18 protein-coding genes are annotated in these 20,836 nt (G+C 61.4%); 2 read left to right on the top strand and 16 right to left on the bottom strand.

From position 1 onward, the window contains the following. Positions 1-97: 97 nt before the first annotated feature. Positions 98-1,234 (bottom strand): AAA family ATPase, encoded by a 1,137-nt coding sequence (locus AC13RC_RS24305; RefSeq protein WP_488558673.1) that lies wholly within the window; start codon positions 1,232-1,234, stop codon positions 98-100. A 26-nt stretch (positions 1,235-1,260) separates the two neighbouring features. Continuing rightward, on the bottom strand, positions 1,261-2,205 hold the full coding sequence (locus AC13RC_RS24310) for a GNAT family N-acetyltransferase (RefSeq protein WP_488558674.1): 945 nt from the start codon (positions 2,203-2,205) through the stop codon (positions 1,261-1,263). A gap of 247 nt (positions 2,206-2,452) precedes the next feature. Between AC13RC_RS24310 and AC13RC_RS24315 the strand changes: the two genes are divergently transcribed. Both AC13RC_RS24315 and AC13RC_RS24320 read left to right on the top strand, forming a co-directional pair. Next, complete coding sequence (locus AC13RC_RS24315; RefSeq protein WP_488558708.1) at positions 2,453-3,388, top strand: tyrosine recombinase XerC; 936 nt, start codon at positions 2,453-2,455, stop codon at positions 3,386-3,388. Between the two features lie 148 nt (positions 3,389-3,536). Beyond that, on the top strand, positions 3,537-4,628 hold the full coding sequence (locus AC13RC_RS24320; RefSeq protein WP_488558675.1) for a TraB/GumN family protein: 1,092 nt from the start codon (positions 3,537-3,539) through the stop codon (positions 4,626-4,628). On the opposite strand, the gene AC13RC_RS24325 is transcribed toward AC13RC_RS24320, so the two are convergent. The 14 genes from AC13RC_RS24325 to mdh form a co-directional block, all read right to left on the bottom strand. Further along, entirely contained in the window at positions 4,612-5,118 is a 507-nt protein-coding gene (locus AC13RC_RS24325) for a DUF2867 domain-containing protein (RefSeq protein ID WP_488558676.1), read from the bottom strand. The genes AC13RC_RS24320 and AC13RC_RS24325 overlap by 17 nt on opposite strands. Positions 5,119-5,219: 101 nt before the next feature. Next, complete coding sequence (locus tag AC13RC_RS24330) at positions 5,220-8,081, bottom strand: M16 family metallopeptidase (RefSeq protein WP_488558677.1); 2,862 nt, start codon at positions 8,079-8,081, stop codon at positions 5,220-5,222. Between the two features lie 112 nt (positions 8,082-8,193). Next, positions 8,194-9,600 (bottom strand): dihydrolipoyl dehydrogenase, encoded by a 1,407-nt coding sequence (gene lpdA / locus AC13RC_RS24335; protein WP_488558678.1) that lies wholly within the window; start codon positions 9,598-9,600, stop codon positions 8,194-8,196. Between the two features lie 28 nt (positions 9,601-9,628). Beyond that, complete coding sequence (locus AC13RC_RS24340) at positions 9,629-10,267, bottom strand: LysE family translocator (RefSeq protein WP_488558679.1); 639 nt, start codon at positions 10,265-10,267, stop codon at positions 9,629-9,631. 17 nt (positions 10,268-10,284) lie between these two features. Continuing rightward, positions 10,285-11,040, bottom strand: a complete 756-nt coding sequence (locus tag AC13RC_RS24345) for an SDR family oxidoreductase (protein ID WP_488558680.1) — start codon at positions 11,038-11,040, stop codon at positions 10,285-10,287. Continuing rightward, the gene (locus AC13RC_RS24350) at positions 11,037-11,558 is read right to left on the bottom strand and encodes a hypothetical protein (RefSeq protein ID WP_488558681.1); all 522 of its coding nucleotides are present in this window, start codon (positions 11,556-11,558) and stop codon (positions 11,037-11,039) included. Before AC13RC_RS24350 ends, AC13RC_RS24345 begins: the two co-directional genes overlap by 4 nt. Before the next feature lie 2 nt (positions 11,559-11,560). Beyond that, positions 11,561-12,310, bottom strand: a complete 750-nt coding sequence (locus AC13RC_RS24355) for a DUF4241 domain-containing protein (RefSeq protein WP_488558682.1) — start codon at positions 12,308-12,310, stop codon at positions 11,561-11,563. 15 nt (positions 12,311-12,325) lie between these two features. Next, entirely contained in the window at positions 12,326-13,573 is a 1,248-nt protein-coding gene (gene odhB / locus AC13RC_RS24360) for a 2-oxoglutarate dehydrogenase complex dihydrolipoyllysine-residue succinyltransferase (RefSeq protein WP_069613390.1), read from the bottom strand. A 24-nt stretch (positions 13,574-13,597) separates the two neighbouring features. Next, complete coding sequence (locus AC13RC_RS24365; protein WP_488558683.1) at positions 13,598-13,924, bottom strand: YciI family protein; 327 nt, start codon at positions 13,922-13,924, stop codon at positions 13,598-13,600. Positions 13,925-13,935: 11 nt separating this feature from the next. Beyond that, positions 13,936-16,920 (bottom strand): 2-oxoglutarate dehydrogenase E1 component, encoded by a 2,985-nt coding sequence (locus AC13RC_RS24370; protein ID WP_069613388.1) that lies wholly within the window; start codon positions 16,918-16,920, stop codon positions 13,936-13,938. A gap of 175 nt (positions 16,921-17,095) precedes the next feature. Continuing rightward, positions 17,096-17,998, bottom strand: a complete 903-nt coding sequence (gene sucD, locus AC13RC_RS24375; RefSeq protein WP_095432963.1) for a succinate--CoA ligase subunit alpha — start codon at positions 17,996-17,998, stop codon at positions 17,096-17,098. A gap of 12 nt (positions 17,999-18,010) precedes the next feature. Continuing rightward, entirely contained in the window at positions 18,011-18,502 is a 492-nt protein-coding gene (locus tag AC13RC_RS24380; RefSeq protein WP_488558684.1) for a DUF1579 family protein, read from the bottom strand. Between the two features lie 5 nt (positions 18,503-18,507). Continuing rightward, positions 18,508-19,701 carry an ADP-forming succinate--CoA ligase subunit beta gene (gene sucC, locus AC13RC_RS24385; protein WP_113330702.1) on the bottom strand — a complete coding sequence of 398 codons (1,194 nt, stop codon included), beginning with the start codon at positions 19,699-19,701 and terminating at the stop codon, positions 18,508-18,510. Positions 19,702-19,728: 27 nt separating this feature from the next. Beyond that, a complete protein-coding gene (gene mdh / locus AC13RC_RS24390; protein ID WP_488558685.1) occupies positions 19,729-20,691 on the bottom strand; it encodes a malate dehydrogenase in 963 nt (320 codons plus the stop codon). Between the last annotated feature and the right edge of the window lie 145 nt (positions 20,692-20,836).

Here is a 20,836-nt window from a genome sequence, read left to right on the forward strand (position 1 = left end):
TGTTCTTCTGGCAAAATTTGATGTACGTACATCAAATTTGATACAGGATATTGACTACAGGATCAATTGGATTTGTCAGTATTCCGCAACACGGAGGCTACTCGTCGTCATCATCGATCTCGCCGGTCAGCCGCATGCCGTCGATCCAGGTGGAGCCGTCCTCACGGATCACCCGGCGCGGCTTGGCGCCGCAACGTTCGCGCACGGCCTCGGCCAGACGTTCTGAATGGGTGACGATCCAGATCTGGCTGGTCCTTGCGGCCTCAGCGATCATGTCGGCAAGCGGCAGCAGCATGTCCGGATGCAGGCTCGCCTCCGGCTCGTTGAGCGCGATCAGCGGCGGTAGGCGGTAGGACATCAAGGCGGCGGCAAGGCCGAGAAAACGGATCTGGCCATCGGAAAGCTCGCGCGGCTGGAAGACGCGGTTCGGAAACTCGGGCAGCATCAGGCCGAAATCCGCCGTTTCCTGTGGCTCCGGCACGACGAGCCGCGCCCCGCCGAGCGCGTCGGCAAGAACCCGGTCGAGCTCGACGGTATCTTCACGCGTATGAACGAGGGTTGCGAAAACGGCGGCGATATTGGCGCCATCCTCGTCCAGCATGGGAGACGTCACGGCAAGGCAAGGCGCACGCAGCGGCGAGCCGCGATCGGTGCGGAAGCCGTGGTAGAATCGCCAGGCGTCGACGGCGCGCCGGAACGTGCCGACCTCCGGAAAATGACCGGCATCACCGAGTAATGCGACCGCGGTTTCGGAGGTCAGGGCGTTCTCCGGATGCGCCTGCATGCGGCCGCTCTCGCCGCGCACGGAAATGCCTGGCCCCTCGCGCTTCATCATCGTCACCGGCCGCCGCCCCGTCTCGACGGAAAGTTCCTCGGCCTTGACCTGCGGCTCCAATGGAAATCCGGCGGATGCCACGGGCGGCCGCATGCCCGCTTCGATCCAGTAGCGAAAGGTCGCCGCCCGCTCTATGTCGAGCAGTTCGACATCGAAGCGGATACGGGCGGACTCATGCGAACGCCGCTTGCCCGACCACATGGCCGAGAACATGCCGCCTTCGCTCGATATCTCGTGCGCCAGCCGCCCACGAACAGCAGCCTGCACCAGCTGCAGGGAGCGATAGAGATTGGACTTGCCGACACCGTTCTCACCGATGAACAGATTGACATCGGAAAGATCCATGCGGATCGAGCGCAAGGAGCGATAATTGCGGGCAAACATGGAGCGTAGCTGCATGCCGGAGGGTTTAGCCGATTCCGATATTAAAGAGAATGCGAAACCAGAGGCTCGTCCTGGTTCGGAGGAACAAGCGGCGAGAAGGTTGCATTTCCATCCGCCGCAAGATCGACGACCGTATGCCTCTCCAGCGCCTTCGTCACCTCGTTGACATCGCCGTCCAGATGCTCGACCGGAATGAGATTACCCACGAGGAAATCGAACCGGTCGCCGCGCTTGTTGAGCAGCTCGTGAAAGACTGTCATGTCGCGCAGCTCGGTCGACCATTTGGCGAACCAGTAGAACAGGCCGGAATTGCGTGCCGTCAGATGCACGGGCAGGATCGGCAGATTGTATTTGCGCGCCAAACCGACGGCCGAGGTCTTCCACGGCCGTTCGTTCAGCTTGCCGTTTGCCCAGTAGGCAATGCGACCGGACGGGAAGAGCACAGTCACCTTGCCCTCCGCCACGGCGCGGTTGGTCAGCTGCAGCGTCTCGCGCGTCTTTGGCTTGCTCTTATATTCCTCGCGCCACTCCACAGGGATGATCATCTCGGCAAAGCGCGGGTTGACGCGTACCGCATCGCGGTTGGCAAAGATCATCATGTCGGGCCGGCGCGATTTCAGAAGATCGAAGACGGCCACGCCATCGGCGATGCCTGTGGGATGATTGCTGACGAGAATGAAACCGCCCTTAGCCGGAATACGATCGGCATGGGTGACGCCGATATCGAGCCGCAGCAGGTCGCTCATATATTCGAAGCATTGAAAGCCGGAGAGCTTGGCGACATCGTCGGCGAACTCGATCGCCTTGTTGTAGCGCAGCAGCGTGTAGAGAAACGGGCGCATGAGCGGCCAGAGCGGATTGCGAACGATCTTCTGACCGCGCTCGGCGATGAGAGTATCGACAATATGTCCGGGCTGGCCCTGAGACACCAAAGCGATCGCTTCTGCAAGTTGTCCCAGTGCAGTTATCGAGCCGCGGCGCGCCATGAAGTGTCCTGAATGGTTGGGAGATATTCTATCGCAATCGAATATGATCGAAGCATGACAAGCGCCTCGCATATGGAAGGCGAACCATCCGAGATCCGGAATCGACCCATATGCAGTTTCATTGAAGTCCAGCTACTCCCCGCAGCACGAAGGGAAAACGCGCCGGAAGCAGCGGGAAAATTAGCGATTCCATAACCTTCCTTCCTTCAAAGTGGCAGATGCGATCTGAATTTCAAGGGGTTTTCCACTGAACGAATTATTGATCATCGCCGACTCCAGGTTGATGGCGGAACGCAACTGTTGGCTCGATGCGCTTGGTCAGGAGCGGCGGCTCGCCGCCCACACGCTGAATGCCTATGAACGCGACACGCGGCAATTCCTCACCTTCCTCACCGGCCATCTCGGCGGTCCGGCAACGATCGAGGATATTCATGCGCTCCGTCCCGCCGACTTTCGCGCATTCCTTGCCGCCCGCCGCAAGGACGGCGCGGGCGCACGTTCGCTCGGCCGCAATCTTGCCGGGCTTCGCTCGCTGTTGCGCTATCTTGAGAAGAAGGGCCTTGTGAATGCCGCGGGTGCCGCTGCGGTCCGCTCGCCGAAACAGCCGAAATCGCTGCCGAAGCCCCTTTCCGACAAGCAGGCGATCACCGTCGTCAGTGACGAGGCGCAGCTGCACGAAGAACCATGGATCGCTGCGCGCGATGCCGCCGTGCTGACCCTGCTCTATGGCTGCGGTCTGCGCATTTCCGAAGCGCTGGATCTGAAACCGCAGGACTTTCCATCAGGAGCGACATCGCTGCGCATCACCGGCAAGGGCAACAAAACCCGGCTAGTGCCGTTGCTGCCGATCGTTATCGAAGCGATCGATCAATATCGCAAGCTCTGCCCTTATCATCTCGAAGCCGATGGCGCCCTCTTTCGCGGCGCACGCGGCGGCAAGCTCCAGCCGGGCATCATCCAGCACGGCATGCAGAAACTGCGCGGCGCCTTCGGGCTGCCGGACACAGCAACACCCCACGCGCTCCGTCATTCCTTTGCCACCCATCTCCTGGCCGACGGCGGCGATCTGCGCACCATTCAGGAACTGCTCGGCCATGCGAGCCTTTCGACGACGCAGGTCTATACCGGTGTCGACTCCTCGCGCCTGCTCGAGGTCTACGACCGCGCCCATCCCCGCGCGTAAGGCCGTTCGCGCGCATAAGAAAAGATTAACCTCTCGCGTTAAGGGAATTTCCGTCTCACGCGCGTAAAGCAGAACCATGTCCCGGCATGCCCTCCGAAAGCCGCTTTCCGGCATTAGCGGTCATGCTCTCTGCGAATGGAAGATTCTGATGATTTCTGCCCTCGGATCCAAGACGATGCGGTCGATGAAGCCGACGCTTGGCGATATGCTTCTCTGGCTTGCAACCGCCTTTCCGCTGATGCTTGCGGTGCTGTTGGTCGCGACTATGCTGACACTGCAGCCGGCTCATGCAGAAGGCGCTGTGTCGGACAGCTGCGGCGGCAAGGATCTGATGGCCGAACTTCAAAAGAACGATCCGGCAAAATACGCCTCCATCATCGCCGCCGGCGACAAGGTGGAAAACGGCAAGGGCATCTTCTGGAAGATCGAAAAGCCCGGCCTGAAGCCGTCCTGGCTGCTGGGCTCCATGCATGTTTCGGATTCGCGCGTGCTCACCATGCCAAAGGGTGCTGCGGACGCCGTTGCATCAGCCGATACGATCGTAGTCGAATCGGATGAGATCCTTGACGACAAGAAGGCCGCCGCTGCCCTTTTCGCTAATCCTTCGCTCACCATGCTCACCGACGGCTCGACCATCAGCCAGCATCTGTCGCCCGAAGACAATGCCCGGCTGGAAACGGGCCTGAAAGCGCGCGGCATTGCGCTCGCCGCGGTTTCCCGCATGCAGCCCTGGCTGATCTCGAGCTCCTTCGAGATGACGGGCTGCGAGGTTCGCCGCAAGACGGCCGGTGCGAAATTCCTCGACCAGAAGCTGGCGGGCGATGCCGCGGCCGAGGGCAAGAAGGTCGTTGGCCTCGAAACGCTGGCAGAGCAGGCCAAAGCCATGAGCGATCTGCCGATCGCGCTTCATCTGAAATCGCTGATGCAGACGCTCGAACTGGGCGACAAGATCAACGACGTCAATGAAACGATGACAGGCCTCTATCTCGCCGGCAATATCGGCGCGATGATCCCGATGCTGAAGGTGATCGAACCGGACCAGAAGATCACCGATGCCGATACCGCCGCCTTCGAACAGCGCATCATCCTCGACCGCAACAAGGTCATGGCCGAGCGCGCCGCGCCGGTTCTCGACAAAGGCAATGCCTTCATCGCCGTTGGTGCGCTTCACCTCGTCGGCGATCAGGGTCTCGTGTCGCTGCTACGCAAGCAGGGCTTTACTGTCACGGCGGTAAACTGACCGCTCGCAACCGCTTGCCAAGATCGGCAAGCATCGTCGCGACGATCAGCCGGTGGAATGGCGTGATGATGGCGAGATAGATCCGACCCAGCAATATGTTCCGCCGGACGAGCGTCGTGGCATCGACAAGCCGACGCCCCTGGTCGTCATCACGCACGTCGATAACGACCCGAAAATCGAGATGCCGATCGTCAAACCCGAGCACGACCTGAGTGTCGGACTTGCTGACGACGGGAAAGAAGCCGATCTTTTCCAGCTCCTGTGCCCGAAGTTCGCTGCTGGATTTTAAGCCGAACAAGCTGGTTACCGCATCGCGCACTCGTATCAGCAGCCGCGCCCAAAGCGGAAAGCGGCTCAGCATCGTTCGGGCGGCGGCGATGGCCGTCAGATCCGAGTTCGGAATACTCAGTTCGTAGCAGTCAGCCCAATCGGCATCCGGCAGCGCTGGATGCGGCATTAGGGGCTTCACCATCAAAGGCCTTGCAGACATGATTTCATCCGCCTTTATTCGACGGCTGCAGACTACCACACATTGCAATGCTATCCGACCAACAAAAGCCGGCTGCGGCAATTTGGCCGGCAGATAATGGCCTAACGCACGGCCGATCCATCCGCCGGCAATATCTTCAGCCGCCAGGATGCATCGGGCTTCAGATAAGTCGTTGCGATGGCGCGGACATCCTCGGCGGTCACGGCTTCGTAGCCGCTGATACTCTTGCGAATACGGTCGAGACGCCGAGGATCTCTCTGAGCATCGCGAAGATTCTGAACCCAATAGCCGTTGGTCTGTTGCGAGCGCTTCACCGCTTCGATGATCGGAACCTTGGCCCGCGTCAGCTCATCGGGCGAAACATCTCCCTGACCGAGATCGGCGGCGATCTTATTCACCAGCTCAAAGAAGTGATCCACCTTGGCGGGTGTGGTTTCGACATAGAGATAGGCAAAACCATAGCCGGGGATCGACCTCGACAGATCGACCTCGCCCTGAGGGCTGTAGGTGGCGCCCTCAGCGATACGGAACTGGTCGATTAGGCGATTCTGCAGGATCGCGCCGGCGACATTGGCAGCGGCAGCACGCGGCAGATCCGAAAGGAAATCGCCGATCGGCATGGCGACGGCTGCACCGGCGCTGTCGCTGCGCCCATCGTGAAGGCGCACGACCGGATCGGTCGTCGGTGCCGGAAAATGCACGCCGGAACCGCCACTCTGTTTCCCTTCGTCGCCGCGAACCGGCAAGGCGCCGAAGGTCTGCGCCGTCAAGCGAATGGCGTCATCGACCTCGACATCGCCGGCGATGATGACCTCGATCGGTCCCTTCGAAAGAGCGGGCTGCAGGAGGCCCTCGAAATCTTCCGGCTTCGCATCCATCAACTGCGTCCGGTCCGGAAATGCCCAGCGCGGATCGCCGGAATGCAAGAGGCCCGAAAGGTCGCGGCCGACCACGCTGCCTGGCGTCGCCTGAAGCTGGGGAAGCATGTTCAGATAGGCTTGCTGGACCCGCTTGAAGACATCCGGACGATAGGCCTGATCGGAGACGTAAGCCGTCAGCAGCTGCAATTGCGTCTGCAGATCGCGCGGCTGCGTCGTACCTTCGAATTTGAAAGCGGCATCCTGAATGGCGAAATCAATGCTCACGACCTTCGCGGCAAAGGCCTTCTGCATGTCGTCATAGCTGATGGCTTTCAGGCCGGATAGCGGCAGAGCCGGCGCCGCCCAAATCGGCAGCGGGCGATCGTTCGGCAGGTCCAGCCGGCCACGGCCGACTTCTGCGCGCACCAAAATCTCATCGGCGCGATATTTCGTCGGCTTAACGGTCAGGCGGACGCCATTGGCGAAACGCACCATCGTAACGCCGATATCATCGACCGTACGGCGTTCGACGATATCGCCGGGCTTGCCGAAATCGGTGTAGGGCCACGCGACCGAAGCCGCCTGTTCCGGTGCCTTTACCGCCACGGCGCGCGATTCGGCATAGGCTTTCTCGACAGCGGCATCGCCGCCCTCGGGCGTTTGCGGGATTTGCAGGACCAGCTGCGGACCATTGCCGGTAAAGACGCGCTGAAGAACCTGGTTGACCTCTTCCGCCCGCAGGTCTTTCATCGCGGCATCAAACAGCGCCAGATCTTCCGCAGGCGAGGTGAAAACCATGTTTTCGCCGACGCTCCAGTTGAGCGAACCGGCAATATCCGGGCTCGTGCGCGTCGCGGCACCGCTCGCGGCTGCCTGGAGGGTGGAGCGATATTCGGCGATTTCCCTGTCGATCTCGCTCTGGTTGGCACCGAACTGCGCTAGGCGGCGCTGCTCCTGATCGATAGCGGCCAGGGCAGCCTGCCACTTCGCGGGATCGCTATCGGCAGCAATCATCGCCACATGGGCCGATTTCAGCAGATCCTGCGCACCGGCCTGCGCGCTGACGAAGGGCGGGTTAGGCTGCTGTGCCAGAACTGACAGGCGCCGGTTGAGAACGGCAAGGCCGATATCCTCCACCAACTGCGCGCGGCGCTTGGCAGCCGTATCCGGCGATGCGTCGTAGGCCCGTGTCCAGGCAAGCTGCACGCGGGTCGCGCCACCCGGCACGATGACCGTCCCGACGCGCTCTCCATGGCTTTGGAGAGTGCCGAGATCAGGGTCTGCGGGTGCAGCTGCGGCGGTGACCCAATTGCCGAAGCGGTTGCGGATATCGGCTTCGATGGCGGCCGCATCGATATCGCCGACGACAATCAGAGTGGCGCGATCGGGGCGATAATAGCTGCGGTAGAAATCCCGCAGCAGATCGACCGGAGCGTTGCTGATAATATCGGTCTTGCCGATGGGCGGACGCTGCGGCACACGCTGCCCTGGCAGCAGCTGAGCAAGCAAACCGGTCCCGCCGCGATATTGCGGCGTGTCGCGCAGCTTCTCTTCCGAAAGGATGACGCCGCGTTCGCGGTCGAAGGCGCCGGCATCGAGCGTCAGTTCGCTCGCCGTCTCGCGCATCAGCATCAGGCCGGTCGAAACCGTCTCCGGATTGGCTTCCGGCAGATCCAGCGCATAAACAGTTTCGCCATAGCTCGTCGACGCATTGGTATCCGCGCCGAAGGCAAGACCGAGACGCTGAAGGGTGCGCACCATCTCGCCTTCCGGCACATGGGTCGAGCCCTTGAAGGCCATATGCTCGAGGAAATGCGCCAAGCCCTGTTGGTCGTCGCGCTCCTGCAAGGAGCCAGCGCCGATACGGAAGCGGATCGCCACCTGACCGGCCGGTGTCGCATTGTGCATGACGGCATAGCGCATGCCGTTCGGCAAAGTCCCAAAGCGAATTCCCTGCTCCACCGGCAGATCGCTTGCCGCCTGAGGCCAGCTGGCGACAGGCGTTTCCGCATAGGCGGGAGCCGCAACGGTAACGAGGAGTGCGAGCGCTGTCGCAACGAAAAGTTTCAGGGATAGGCGGCCGGCTGGGTTTTGACGTGACATGCTTGCTTTGTTGGTGAGAACGATTGGATGATGCGATGCACGGGAGCCCGTACATCGCATCATCAGGCAAGCATTGCAATCCCGGCGCTTGTCACGCCGGGACGGTCCGATCTTACATATGGATCGGCTTGAAGAAGGTCGCGAGCGCGGCTTCCTTGACAGCTTCCGACATTGTGGGATGCGCGTGGCAGGTGCGGCCGAGATCCTCCGACGAACCGCCGAATTCCATCAGCACGGCGATCTCGTGGATCATCTCGCCGGCGCCGAAGCCGACGATATGGCCGCCGAGAACGCGATCGGTTTCCTTATCGGCGAGGATCTTGACGAAGCCATCCGTCGCCAGCATGGCGCGGGCGCGGCCGTTGGCGGAGAACGGGAACTTGCCGACCTTGTAGGCGATGCCTGCAGCCTTCAGCTCTTCCTCGGTCTTGCCGACGGAGGCGACTTCCGGCTGCGTATAGACCACGCTCGGAATGACATCGTAGTTCACATGGCCGGCCTGGCCAGCGAGGATTTCCGCAAGCGCCACGCCCTCATCTTCCGCCTTGTGGGCGAGCATCGGACCCTTTACGACGTCGCCGATAGCATAGATGCCGGCGACGTTGGTCTTGAAGTGACCGTCGATCTCGACGCGGCCGCGATTATCGAGCGTCACGCCTGCTTCTTCGAGGCCGAGGCCTGCCGTGTAGGGCTTGCGGCCGGTGGCGACGAGAACGACATCGGCATCGAGCACGACCTTGTCGCCGCCCTTGACCGGCTCGAAGGTGACCTTCGCGCCGTTGCCGGTTTTTTCCACGCCGACGACCTTGGCGCCGAGATGGAACTCAAGACCCTGCTTGGCAAGCATGCGCTGGAACTGCTTGGAGACTTCACCGTCCATGCCGCCGAGGATGGTGTCGAGATATTCGACGACGGTGACCTTGGCGCCGAGGCGCGACCAGACCGAGCCGAGCTCGAGGCCGATGACGCCGCCGCCGACCACGATCATCTTGCCCGGCACCTTGTCGAGCGCGATGCCACCGGTCGAGGAGATGATGACCTTCTCGTCGATCTCAAGCGGAACGCCCGGAATGCCGGCAACGTCGGAGCCGGTGGCGATGACGATATTCTTGCCTTCGATCTCGGTCACCTTGCCGTCTTCGGCCGTGACGGAAACCTTGCCGGCCGAAACGATCTTGCCGGTGCCCTGGAAGGCATCGATCTTGTTCTTCTTGAAGAGGAAGGCGACGCCGTCGACGTTCGACTTAACCGTTGCATCCTTGTGCGCCAGCATCTTTTCAAGATTGAGCTTCGGAGCGGCAACTTCGACGCCGAGCGCGTCCATGCCATGGCCGGCATGATGGAACACTTCGGAAGCGTGCAGCAGCGCCTTGGACGGAATGCAGCCGACATTGAGGCAGGTGCCGCCATAGGTCGCGCGCTTTTCGACGACCGCGACCTTCAGGCCGAGCTGCGCTGCCTTGACTGCGCAGACATAGCCGCCGGGGCCGGTTCCGATAATGATCACATCGTAGGACATGTTTTAATTTCCTTGTTTTGTATCTTTGTTAGTCAGTCGCCCGTGCCAAGGCGAGGCGGATGCCGAAGCCGACAAGCGCCGCTCCGGTGATGCGGTTGAACCATTTACCCGATGCTATGAAACGATCGCGCACCGGCTTGACGGTGAAGAAGGTGGAAACGCCGGCAAACCAGGCGACAAGCGCCGTTGCCATGCCGATGCCGTAGCTGAACTGGATGAGCGCCGGCGTATCGTGATGGACGAGCGTCGAAAACAGCGACAGGAAGAACAGCACCGGCTTCGGGTTCAGCGCATTGGTGATGAAGCCCGTGGCTAGGCAGCGCCAGACGGAAACCGGCTTGCGATCTTCCTCGGTGATCTCGACATCCTTCACCTGGAAATCCGGCTGGCGGAAGGACTTGAAGCCGAGATAGACGAGATAGGCCACGCCTGCCCATTTGATCAGACTGAACAGGACAAGCGACTGCGACACGATCAAGCCAAGGCCAAGAATGGTGTAGCTGATGTGAAAGAGCAGCGAGAAGCCCATACCAAGGCCCGTCATCATGGCAGCGCGGCGGCCATGCACGATGCTCTGGCGCAGGATCACGGCAAAATCAGCACCCGGAATGACGATGAAGATCGAGAACACCGCCATCAGGCCGAGGAATTCGAGAATATATGGCATCTATCGACCCTTTCCGATCAGCGACCGCCGCTCACGTCGAGCACGGCACCGGTTATATAGGATGCATGCGGGCTCAGCAGGTAGAGGATGGCATCCGCGACCTCATCGGCCGTTCCCGAGCGCTTCATCGGCAATTGCGGCGCGATATCGCGCGCCCGATCCGGCAGTCCGGCGGCCGCATGGATATCGGTGTCGATGATGCCGGGCCGCACCGCATTCACCCGAATGCCTTCCGCCGCCACTTCGCGTGCAAGCCCGACAGTGAACGTATCGATCGCGCCCTTGGAAGCGGCATAGTCGACATATTGCCCGCCACCGCCAAGCGTCGCCGCCATGGAGGAGACGTTGACAATCACTCCGCCCTTGCCGCCATGCCGGGTCGACAGGCGGCGCACGGCTTCGGCCGCCGCCAGCATCGAACCGGTGACATTGATGCGAAACATGCGGTCGATCCGCTCCGGCGTCATTTCATCCAGACGCTGGACGACATCGACGATGCCGGCATTGTTGACGAGCCCGTCGATGCGGCCGAAATGCGCGTCGACCTTGGCAAAGATGGCTTTGATATCCTTGGGCTTGCCGACATCGCCGGCAACTGCGATCGCCTGGCCGCCGGCGTCAACGATCGTCCCCACCACAGCCTCGGCCGCATCCTTGTTGGATGCATAATTGACCGCAACGGCCCAGCCATGCTGAGCGGCTGCCAGACAAACCGCGGCACCGATGCCGCGGCTGCCGCCGGTCACGAGAAGAACAGGTGCATCGTCGGTCATTGATTGCATCCTTTCAGACTAAGGACATCCCACGGCGCGATAGTTGCCTTACCCTTGCCCCAGAGGGACGACTTCTGGATCGAGGGGCCGAGCGCCGGCAGGAACAGCCGATCCGCCGCGCTCTCGCCTTCTCCCGGCAATGCACGGATATGGCCTTTCAGATCCGAGGCATAGACCATGCCCTGCCACACGGTGCAGGCCCTGAGGTCGGCTCCCGTTACATCCCCTTCAGGACATTCGAACATGATCCGCCCATCGGCGCGCAGATGGTCGTCTGTGCGCATCACGATCCCATCGGCCACGATATTGGTGTTGCGCACTGCGAGCTTGAATCTGTTGCTGACGGATGATTCCGAGCCCATGGGCTCAAAGCGCAGCTCATAGGCATTGTCCATATCGACATAGACAGCCTTTTCCTGCACGCATTCTTCCGCATAGGCAGGCACGGGATTGACCGCGCAGGCCACCATTATCCAAGGCATCGAGGCCAGTCGGATCATCGCGGTTGCGATCGGCATCGTCATTGCCCTCCCGGCTCGCGCCGGCCGTCGGCATTTTCCATGACGCCGAAATCGGTGAACAGAACCAGCGGCCTGCCGGCGGCATCCAGCCCCCAAAACACCGGATAGAAGCCATCACCCCAGCCGCTCGAGAAGATGGCGACGTTGCCGCGCTTGTCCGATATCGGCCGATGTAAGACGTAGTCGTCGTTATTCGGCTGCAGCTCGGAGGCCAGAACGTCATCATAGTAGTTGATATCCGACGATGACTTCCCTGCCTGGACCTGCTTTTCGCGCTCCTGGATCAGCGCGAAGGTGTCGGCATCCATGTAGCAGCCAAGACCGGCATCGACCGGATAACCGAAGAACTCATCATTCTTCAGCGAGTTGATATCCTGGCCGGGGACCACGGCCAATTCCCAGCGCACCGGCTTGCCCTCGGCAAAACGCATGCTGGCCGCAGCGATGCGGCCGAAGGCTTGATACAAGGTAACGGGATAATCGCCGGGAGAAACGGTGCGAGTAAATGCGGCGCGGTCAGGCCCGACGAGCGGGTCGCTGGCGACGATGCGCCCGGAGGTCAGTTCCACCTTACCGATGTGCAGGACATTGATCGAGCGAGCGGCAAGATCGGCGTCGCCAAGCGACGCCAGATCGAGATTGCTGCTGAGTTTGGAAATGTCGAGCTCCGCCGCGCCGGCGGAGGATGGCACCCATGCGGCGACGGCGCATAGCAATCCGCGCAGCGTCCGCATGGGCCATGTCGACATGATCCAACGCTCCCCTTAGAGATCGAGAACGAGACGTTCCGGATCTTCCAGGCTTTCCTTGACACGCACGAGGAAGGTTACCGCTTCCTTGCCGTCGACGATGCGGTGATCGTAGGAGAGCGCCAGATACATCATCGGACGGATGACGACCTGGCCGCCGATGGCGACAGGACGCTCCTGGATCTTGTGCATGCCGAGAATGCCCGACTGCGGCGCATTGAGGATCGGCGATGACATCAGCGAACCATAGACGCCGCCATTGGTAATGGTGAAGGTGCCGCCCTGCATGTCGGCCATTGCCAGCGTACCATCGCGAGCGGCCTTCGCCAGACGGCCAAGCTCCTTCTCGACTTCCGCGATCGACATCTGGTCGGCGTCGCGGATGACGGGAACGACAAGACCCTTGTCGGTGCCGACGGCCATGCCGACGTGGCAGTAGTTCTTGTAGATGATGTCGGTGCCGTCGATCTCGGCGTTGACAGCAGGCAGTTCCTTCAGCGCATGGGTGACGGCCTTGGTGAAGAAGCCCATGAAGCCGAGCTTCACGCCATGCTTCTTCTCGAAGATGTCCTTGTACTTGTTGCGCAGGTCCATGACGGCCTTCATGTCCACCTCATTGTAGGTGGTGAGCATGGCAGCGGTATTCTGCGCATCCTTGAGGCGCTTGGCGATCGTCTGGCGCAGGCGCGTCATCTTCACGCGCTCTTCGCGGTTGACGTCCTCGACAGCGGTCGGCGCGCGGGCGGCAACAGGTGCTGCCGGTGCGGCGGCGGGAGCCGATGCAGCCTTGGCAACGGCAGCGATCACATCGCCCTTCAAGACCTGGCCGCGCTTGCCGCTGCCTTCGACCTGATCGGCGGAGAGGTTGTTTTCAGCAAGCAGCTTGCCGGCAGCCGGAGCCGGCGGCATGGAGGAAGCCGGAGCGGAAACGGCGGGAGCGGCAACCGGTGCAGCGGCGGCGGGTGCCGGAGCAGCAGCAGCGGCAGCGGGTGCGGCAGCCTGTGCCGGAGCGGCAGCAGCGCCGTTGCCGGCGGAGATCTGGCCGAGCAGCGCACCGAGACCCACGGTTTCGCCGGCCTGGGCAACGATTTCGGAAAGCGTGCCGGCAGCAGGCGCCGGAACTTCGATCGTCACCTTGTCGGTTTCAAGTTCGAGAAGCGGCTCATCGGCCTTGATGGCATCGCCGACCTTCTTGAACCAGGTACCGACGGTCGCTTCGCTGACGGATTCGCCGAGGGTAGGAACGCGGATTTCAGTGGCCATTGTTCAAATCCTAATTTTTCGTCTTTATGAGTTGGATGGAATTCCGGCGACAGAGGACCGGAGAATGAGTGAGGGCATCGGCGAGATTTCGATACGGAAACCGAGCCCGGCGAGTAGGACGGGATCGGCATCGCCAAGCGAATTGGCCGCATCGGCATTCTCGACGTCGACGACAGCCACGCCGAAAGCACCATCGGCCGCGAAGACCGGGCCGACGACAATTGCCGTCCCGGCATTCGCATGTTCTCGCCAATAGGCGGCGTGTTGCTGCATGGCGGCCATCTCCTCCTCCGTGGCGTCATCCGGGAAGCTGGGGCGCGGCGGCACAAGTTTCAGATGAAAATAGGCCATCGCGCAACCCCTCAACCGCCAAGCGCGTCCTCAAGGAACGCCGCAAGCTGCGACAGATGCTTGGACATCAGGCCCGTCGCCGGCGAGGCGGCGGCCGGACGGCCGGTGTAGCGAACGCGCTGGTACTTCGCATCGATATGGGCAAGCACCCATTCCAGATACGGATCGATGAAGGACCATGCGCCCATGTTCTTCGGCTCTTCCTGGCACCAGACCATTTCCGCATTGCGGAAGCGGCTGAGCTCGTTGATGAGCGCCTTGGCCGGGAACGGATAGAGCTGTTCGATACGCAGCAGGTAGATATCGTCGATGCCGCGCTTCTCACGCTCTTCCAGCAGATCGTAATAGACCTTGCCCGAGCAGATGACGACGCGACGGATCTTGTTGTCCTTCTGCAGCTTGATCGGGCTGTCCTTGATCAGCTCCGCATCATCCCAGAGCAGGCGATGGAAGGAGCTTTCGCCGGCCATCTCCGCAAGGGTCGATACGGCGCGCTTGTGGCGCAGCAGCGACTTCGGCGTCATCAGGATCAGCGGCTTGCGGAAGTCGCGCTTCAGCTGACGGCGCAGAATGTGGAAGTAGTTCGCCGGCGTCGTGACGTTGGCGACCTGCATGTTGTCTTCGGCGCAGAGCTGCAGATAGCGTTCCAGGCGAGCCGAGGAGTGTTCCGGACCCTGGCCTTCATAGCCATGCGGCAGCAGGCAGACCAGACCCGACATGCGCAGCCACTTGCGTTCACCCGACGAGATGAACTGGTCGAACACGACCTGCGCACCATTGGCGAAGTCGCCGAACTGGGCTTCCCAGAGGGTCAGCGCGTTCGGACGGGCAAGCGAATAGCCGTATTCGAAGCCGAGAACCGCCTCTTCCGAGAGCATCGAATTGATGACTTCGTAACGGGCCTGGGTCGGCGAGAGATTGGCGAGCGGAATGTAGCGCTCTTCGGTCTCCTGATCGTAGAGAACCGAGTGGCGCTGCGAGAAGGTGCCGCGTTCGCAGTCCTGACCGGACAGGCGGATCTTGTGGCCTTCGACGACGAGAGAACCGAAAGCCAGGGCCTCCGCCATCGCCCAATCGATGCCCTCGCCGGTCTGCACCATGTTGGCGCGGTTTTCCATGAAGCGCTGGATGGTGCGGTGCGCATGGAAGCCGGCCGGGATTTCCGACAGCTTGCGGCCGATTTCCTTCAGCGACTTCATCGGCACGGCGGTCTTGCCGCGGCGCTGCTCGTCGGCATTGTCGGCCGTGTGCAGGCCGGACCACTCACCGTCAAGCCAGTCGGCCTTGTTCGGCTTGTAGGACTGGCCGGCCTCGAATTCCTGCTCGAGATGAGCGCGCCAGTCGGCCTTCATCTTCTCGACTTCGCCTTCGGTCAGCACGCCTTCGCTGATCAGCCGCTGCGAATAGATCTGCAGTACCGTCTTGTGGGCGCGGATGACCTTGTACATGTTCGGCTGCGTGAAGGACGGCTCATCGCCTTCATTGTGGCCGTAACGGCGGTAGCAGAAGAGGTCGACCACGACCGGCTTGTGGAACTTCATGCGGAATTCGGTCGCGATCTTCGCGGCATAAACAACCGCTTCCGGATCGTCGCCGTTGACGTGGAAGATCGGCGCCTCGATCATCTTGGCGACGTCGGACGGATAGGGCGACGAGCGCGAGAAGGCCGGATTGGTGGTGAAACCGATCTGGTTGTTGATGATGACGTGCATCGTGCCGGCAACGCGGTGGCCGCGCAGACCGGAGAGGCCGAGGATTTCGGCAACGACGCCCTGGCCGGCGAAAGCCGCGTCACCATGGATGAGCAGCGGCACGACCTTGGCGCGCTCGGACAGCGGGATGATATCGCCGTCCCATTGGGTGGCGCCCATATCCTGCTTGGCGCGGGCCTTGCCCATGACCACCGGGTTCACGATTTCGAGGTGCGACGGGTTTGCCGTCAGCGACACGTGCACCTTGGCGCCGTCGAAATCACGGTCCGAGGAGGCCCCGAGATGGTACTTCACGTCGCCCGAGCCTTCGACTTCGTCCGGCGCGTAGGAGCCGCCCTTGAACTCGTGGAAGATGGCGCGATGCGGCTTGCCCATGACCTGGGAGAGCACGTTCAAACGGCCGCGATGGGCCATGCCGAACACGGCTTCGCGAAGACCGAGCTGGCTGCCGCTCTTGAGGATCTGTTCGAGCGCCGGGATCAGCGACTCACCGCCGTCGAGGCCGAAGCGCTTGGTACCCTTGAATTTGACGTCGAGGAACTGCTCATAGCCCTCGGCTTCGATAATCTTCTGAAGGATGGCCTTCTTGCGCTCGGGATTGAAGGCGATGCCCTTGTCCGGACCTTCGATGCGCTCCTGAATCCAGGCCTTTTCCTCCGGATTGGAGATGTGCATGAATTCGACGCCGAGGGTGGAGCAGTAGGTGCGCTCAAGGATCTCGATCATCTCGCGAATGGTCGCGAATTCGAGGCCGAGCACGTTGTCGATGAAGATCTTACGGTCGAGGTCGGCCTCGGTGAAGCCGTAAGCTTCCGGCGACAGTTCCTTGTAGTCTTCGACCGGGGCCGCAATGCCGAGCGGATCGAGCTTGGCATGCAGATGACCGCGCATGCGATAGGCGCGGATCATCATGATGGCGCGGACGGAATCGCGCGTCGCCTGCAGGACGTCGGTCGCGCTCGCCGGCGCTCCGGCGGTTTCGGCCTTGGCCTTCAGCTTGGTTTCGATGACCTTTTCGACAACGCCCCAGTCGCCATCGAGCGCGGAGACGAGATCGCCCTTTGCCGGGATCGGCCAGTTCTTGCGCTGCCAGGAGGCGCCCTTGGCCGCCTTCTTCACATCGTCGGGACTATCCTCGAGCGCCTTGAAGAACGACCGCCACTCGTCGGAGACCGATGAAGGATCGTCCTCGTAGCGCGCGTAGAGCTGCTCGATATAGGCAGCATTGGCGCCATCCAGGAACGAGGTGATCTGAAATTGCTCGTTGGCTTCTTGCCTTGCCATGGTGAATCTGCGGGCGCTCTCGCCCGTCTCCCAACTTGTTTGCATTGCCGGTTTTCGGGTTCCCGGCGACCGTATTTCGTCTGAGGCCATCAAGGCCGTCGGTATGCACTTGCGATTATCTAAACCGGACGGGACAAGTCGACTGACGCCCCGTCCGGCCTTGCTATAGGTAGGCTCAGCCCTTCAGGACTTCCACCAGCGTCTTGCCGAGACGCGCCGGCGACGGCGACACGCGGATGCCTGCCGATTCCATCGCTGCGATCTTATCTTCCGCGCCACCCTTGCCGCCGGAAATGACGGCGCCGGCATGGCCCATCGTGCGGCCGGGAGGTGCCGTCCGGCCAGCGATGAAGCCGACCATCGGCTTCTTGCGGCCCTTCTTGGCTTCGTCCTTGAGGAACTGTGCGGCGTCTTCTTCAGCCGAACCGCCGATTTCGCCGATCATGATGATCGACTTGGTTTCGTCGTCGGCGAGGAACATTTCAAGGACGTCGATGAATTCGGTGCCCTTGACCGGGTCGCCGCCGATGCCGACAGCCGTCGTCTGGCCGAGACCTTCATTGGTGGTCTGGAACACGGCTTCGTAGGTCAGAGTGCCGGAACGCGAGAGAACGCCGACGGAGCCCTTCTTGAAGATGGAGCCCGGCATGATGCCGATCTTGCATTCGTTCGGGGTCAGAACGCCCGGGCAGTTCGGACCGATCAGGCGCGACTTCGACTTGATCAGACGATCCTTGACCTTGACCATGTCGGCAACCGGAATGCCTTCCGTGATGCAGACGATAAGCGGGATCTCGGCGTCGATCGCTTCGAGGATCGCAGCTGCGGCGCCTGCCGGCGGAACGTAGATGACCGAGGCGTTGGCACCGGTCGCATCCTTGCCTTCGGCGACGGACTTGAAGATCGGCAGCTTTTCGCCGTCCTTGCCGGTCCAGGTTTCACCGCCCTTGGAAGGGTGGATACCGCCGACCATCTTCGTGCCGTGATAGGCGAGCGCCTGTTCAGTGTGGAAAGTGCCGGTCTTGCCGGTCAGGCCCTGAACCAGAACCTTGGTGTCTTTGTTGATGAGAATAGACATGCGAGGCCTTTGTTACGAGAGGTTGGAAGACGCGGAGGCAACGCGACGGTACACGCCGCTGACGACCTCCTGCCATGTATCGCTGCCGGCGGGCGAGAACGTGACGCCCATGCGGTAGCAGTCTTCATTTTCGAACTGGAAGAGAGTGCGTTGCGCACCGCGCGGCGAAACTCGGGTCAGGACAAGCTTATCGTCGATCCACTCGCCGGAAGCCGGCGCGGCGGGCACAAAGCCCACCGTATCGAACTGATAGAGCTTATAGGCCTGATCCGCTCCGTCGAAGCCGAGAATATTCCGGGCTTCGAACGAGGTTTCGCCATCGCGCGTCTGCACGTAGCGCTGTTCGACGAAAAATCCGCCGAACAGACACTCGGCCGTGAGCCGCGCGGTTGCCGTGCCTTCCTTCGTCCAGGCCGAAGCCGCGACATGCTCTTTCCCTTCCCAGGTGCCGGCAAAGGCACCGAGGCGAAGATGAGCAGCCGTTGGAGCGAAGGAAGCAGCCATCCCGATCAGCCCTTGACTGCCTTCACGATCTTCTGGGCGGCATCGTCCAGGTCATCTGCGGAGATGACGTTGAGACCGGATTCGTTGATGATCTTCTTGCCGAGCTCGACATTGGTGCCTTCGAGGCGAACGACGAGCGGAACCTTCAGACCGACTTCCTTGACGGCTGCGAGCACGCCTTCGGCAATGACGTCGCACTTCATGATGCCGCCGAAGATGTTGACCAGAATGCCCTGGACAGCCGGATCGGCGGTGATGATCTTGAAGGCGGCCGTGACCTTTTCCTTGGAAGCGCCGCCGCCGACATCGAGGAAATTCGCCGGCTCAGCGCCGTAGAGCTTGATGATGTCCATGGTTGCCATGGCGAGACCGGCGCCGTTGACCATGCAGCCGATGTTGCCGTCGAGGGCGACATAGGCGAGATCGTATTCGTGGGCCTGGATTTCCTTCTCGTCTTCTTCGGTCGTATCGCGCAGCGCGCGGATGTCTTCATGACGGAAGAGGGCGTTGCCGTCGAAGGAAACCTTGGCGTCGAGAACGCGAAGGCGGCCGTTGGTCATGACGATCAGCGGGTTGACTTCGAGGAGCGCCATGTCCTTCTCGACGAAGGCCTTGTAGAGGATCGGGAAGAGCTTGGCGGCATCTTCGCGGGCAGCGCCCTCAAGCTTCAGCGCATCAGAAAGGGCAGCCGTGTTGGCAGCCGTCACACCCGTCGACGGGTCGATGGCGACGGTGATGATCTTTTCCGGCGTGTCATGCGCAACGGTCTCGATGTCCATGCCGCCTTCGGTCGAAACGACGAAAGCAACCTGACCGACGGAACGGTCGACGAGGATCGAGAGATAGAGTTCGCGGTCGATATCGGCGCCGTCTTCGATGTAGAGGCGGTTGACCTGCTTGCCGGCCGGGCCGGTCTGCTTGGTCACCAGCGTATTGCCGAGCATGTCCTTGGCGTTGGCGACAACGTCGTCAACGGACTTGGCGAGGCGAACGCCGCCCTTGGCGTCCGGGCCGAGTTCCTTGAACTTGCCCTTGCCGCGGCCGCCAGCGTGAATCTGGCTCTTGACGACGTAAAGCGGGCCTGGAAGCTGTTTGGCAGCAGCAGCGGCTTCATCGGCGGAGAAGATGGCAACGCCGTCCGCGACGGGTGCGCCATAGCTCTTCAGCAGCGCCTTGGCCTGGTATTCATGAATGTTCATGGGTCTATCCCTGTTGGAAGGCGGAAATTACTTCAGCGACGGCGCGATCGTGGCGCAGGCTTCGCAAAGACCCGCAACGGCTGCGACCGACTTGTCGAAGGCTTCCTTCTCAGCCTTGTTCAGATCGATCTCGATAACGCGCTCGATGCCGCCGGCGCCGATGACGGTGGGAACGCCGACATACATGTCCTTGACGCCGTACTGGCCATCGAGGTGCGCGGCGCAGGGCAGGACGCGCTTCTTGTCCTTGAGGTAGGACTCGGCCATGGCGATGGCGGACGCGGCCGGAGCGTAATAGGCGGAACCGGTCTTGAGCAGGCCGACGATCTCGGCGCCGCCGTCACGGGTGCGCTGGATGATTTCTTCGAGGCGCTCGGCGGTCAGCCAGCCCATGTTGACGAGATCCGTCAGCGGGATGCCGGCAACGGTGGAGTAGCGGGCGAGCGGAACCATCGAGTCGCCGTGGCCGCCGAGAACGAAAGCCGTGACGTCTTCGACCGATACGTTGAATTCCTTGGCGAGGAACAGGCGGAAGCGCGAGCTATCGAGCACGCCAGCCATGCCCACGACCTTGTTGGTCGGCAGGCCCGAGAATTTCTGCAGCGCCCAGACCATGGCGTCGAGCGGATTGGTGATGCAGATCACGAAAGCATTCGGGGCATACTTCTTGATGCCGGCGCCGACCTGTTCCATGACCTTGAGGTTGATGCCGAGAAGATCGTCGCGGCTCATGCCCGGCTTGCGGGGAACGCCTGCCGTGACGATGCAGACGTCAGCGCCTTCGATCGCGGAATAGTCGCTGGCGCCCGTGAGAGTGGCGTCGAAGCCTTCGACCGGAGAAGACTGGGCAATGTCGAGACCCTTGCCCTGAGGAATGCCGTCCGCGATGTCGAACAGGACGATATCGCCCAGTTCCTTCAGGCCGGCGAGATGCGCCAGCGTGCCACCAATCATGCCAGAACCAATAAGTGCGATCTTGTTGCGCGCCATTTCGGTGTATCCTTTGCGATCAAAATCCGTGGCGGGACACCGTGACAGGCATCCACAATAGCCGCCAATCGCATAGACCCAAAGGCCGAAATTGGCAATTGATTATTTTGAGATCAGGAATTTCAATCGGTTAGATCGAAAAATT

The organism is Martinezella sp. CNPSo 3890 (genome assembly GCF_057784455.1).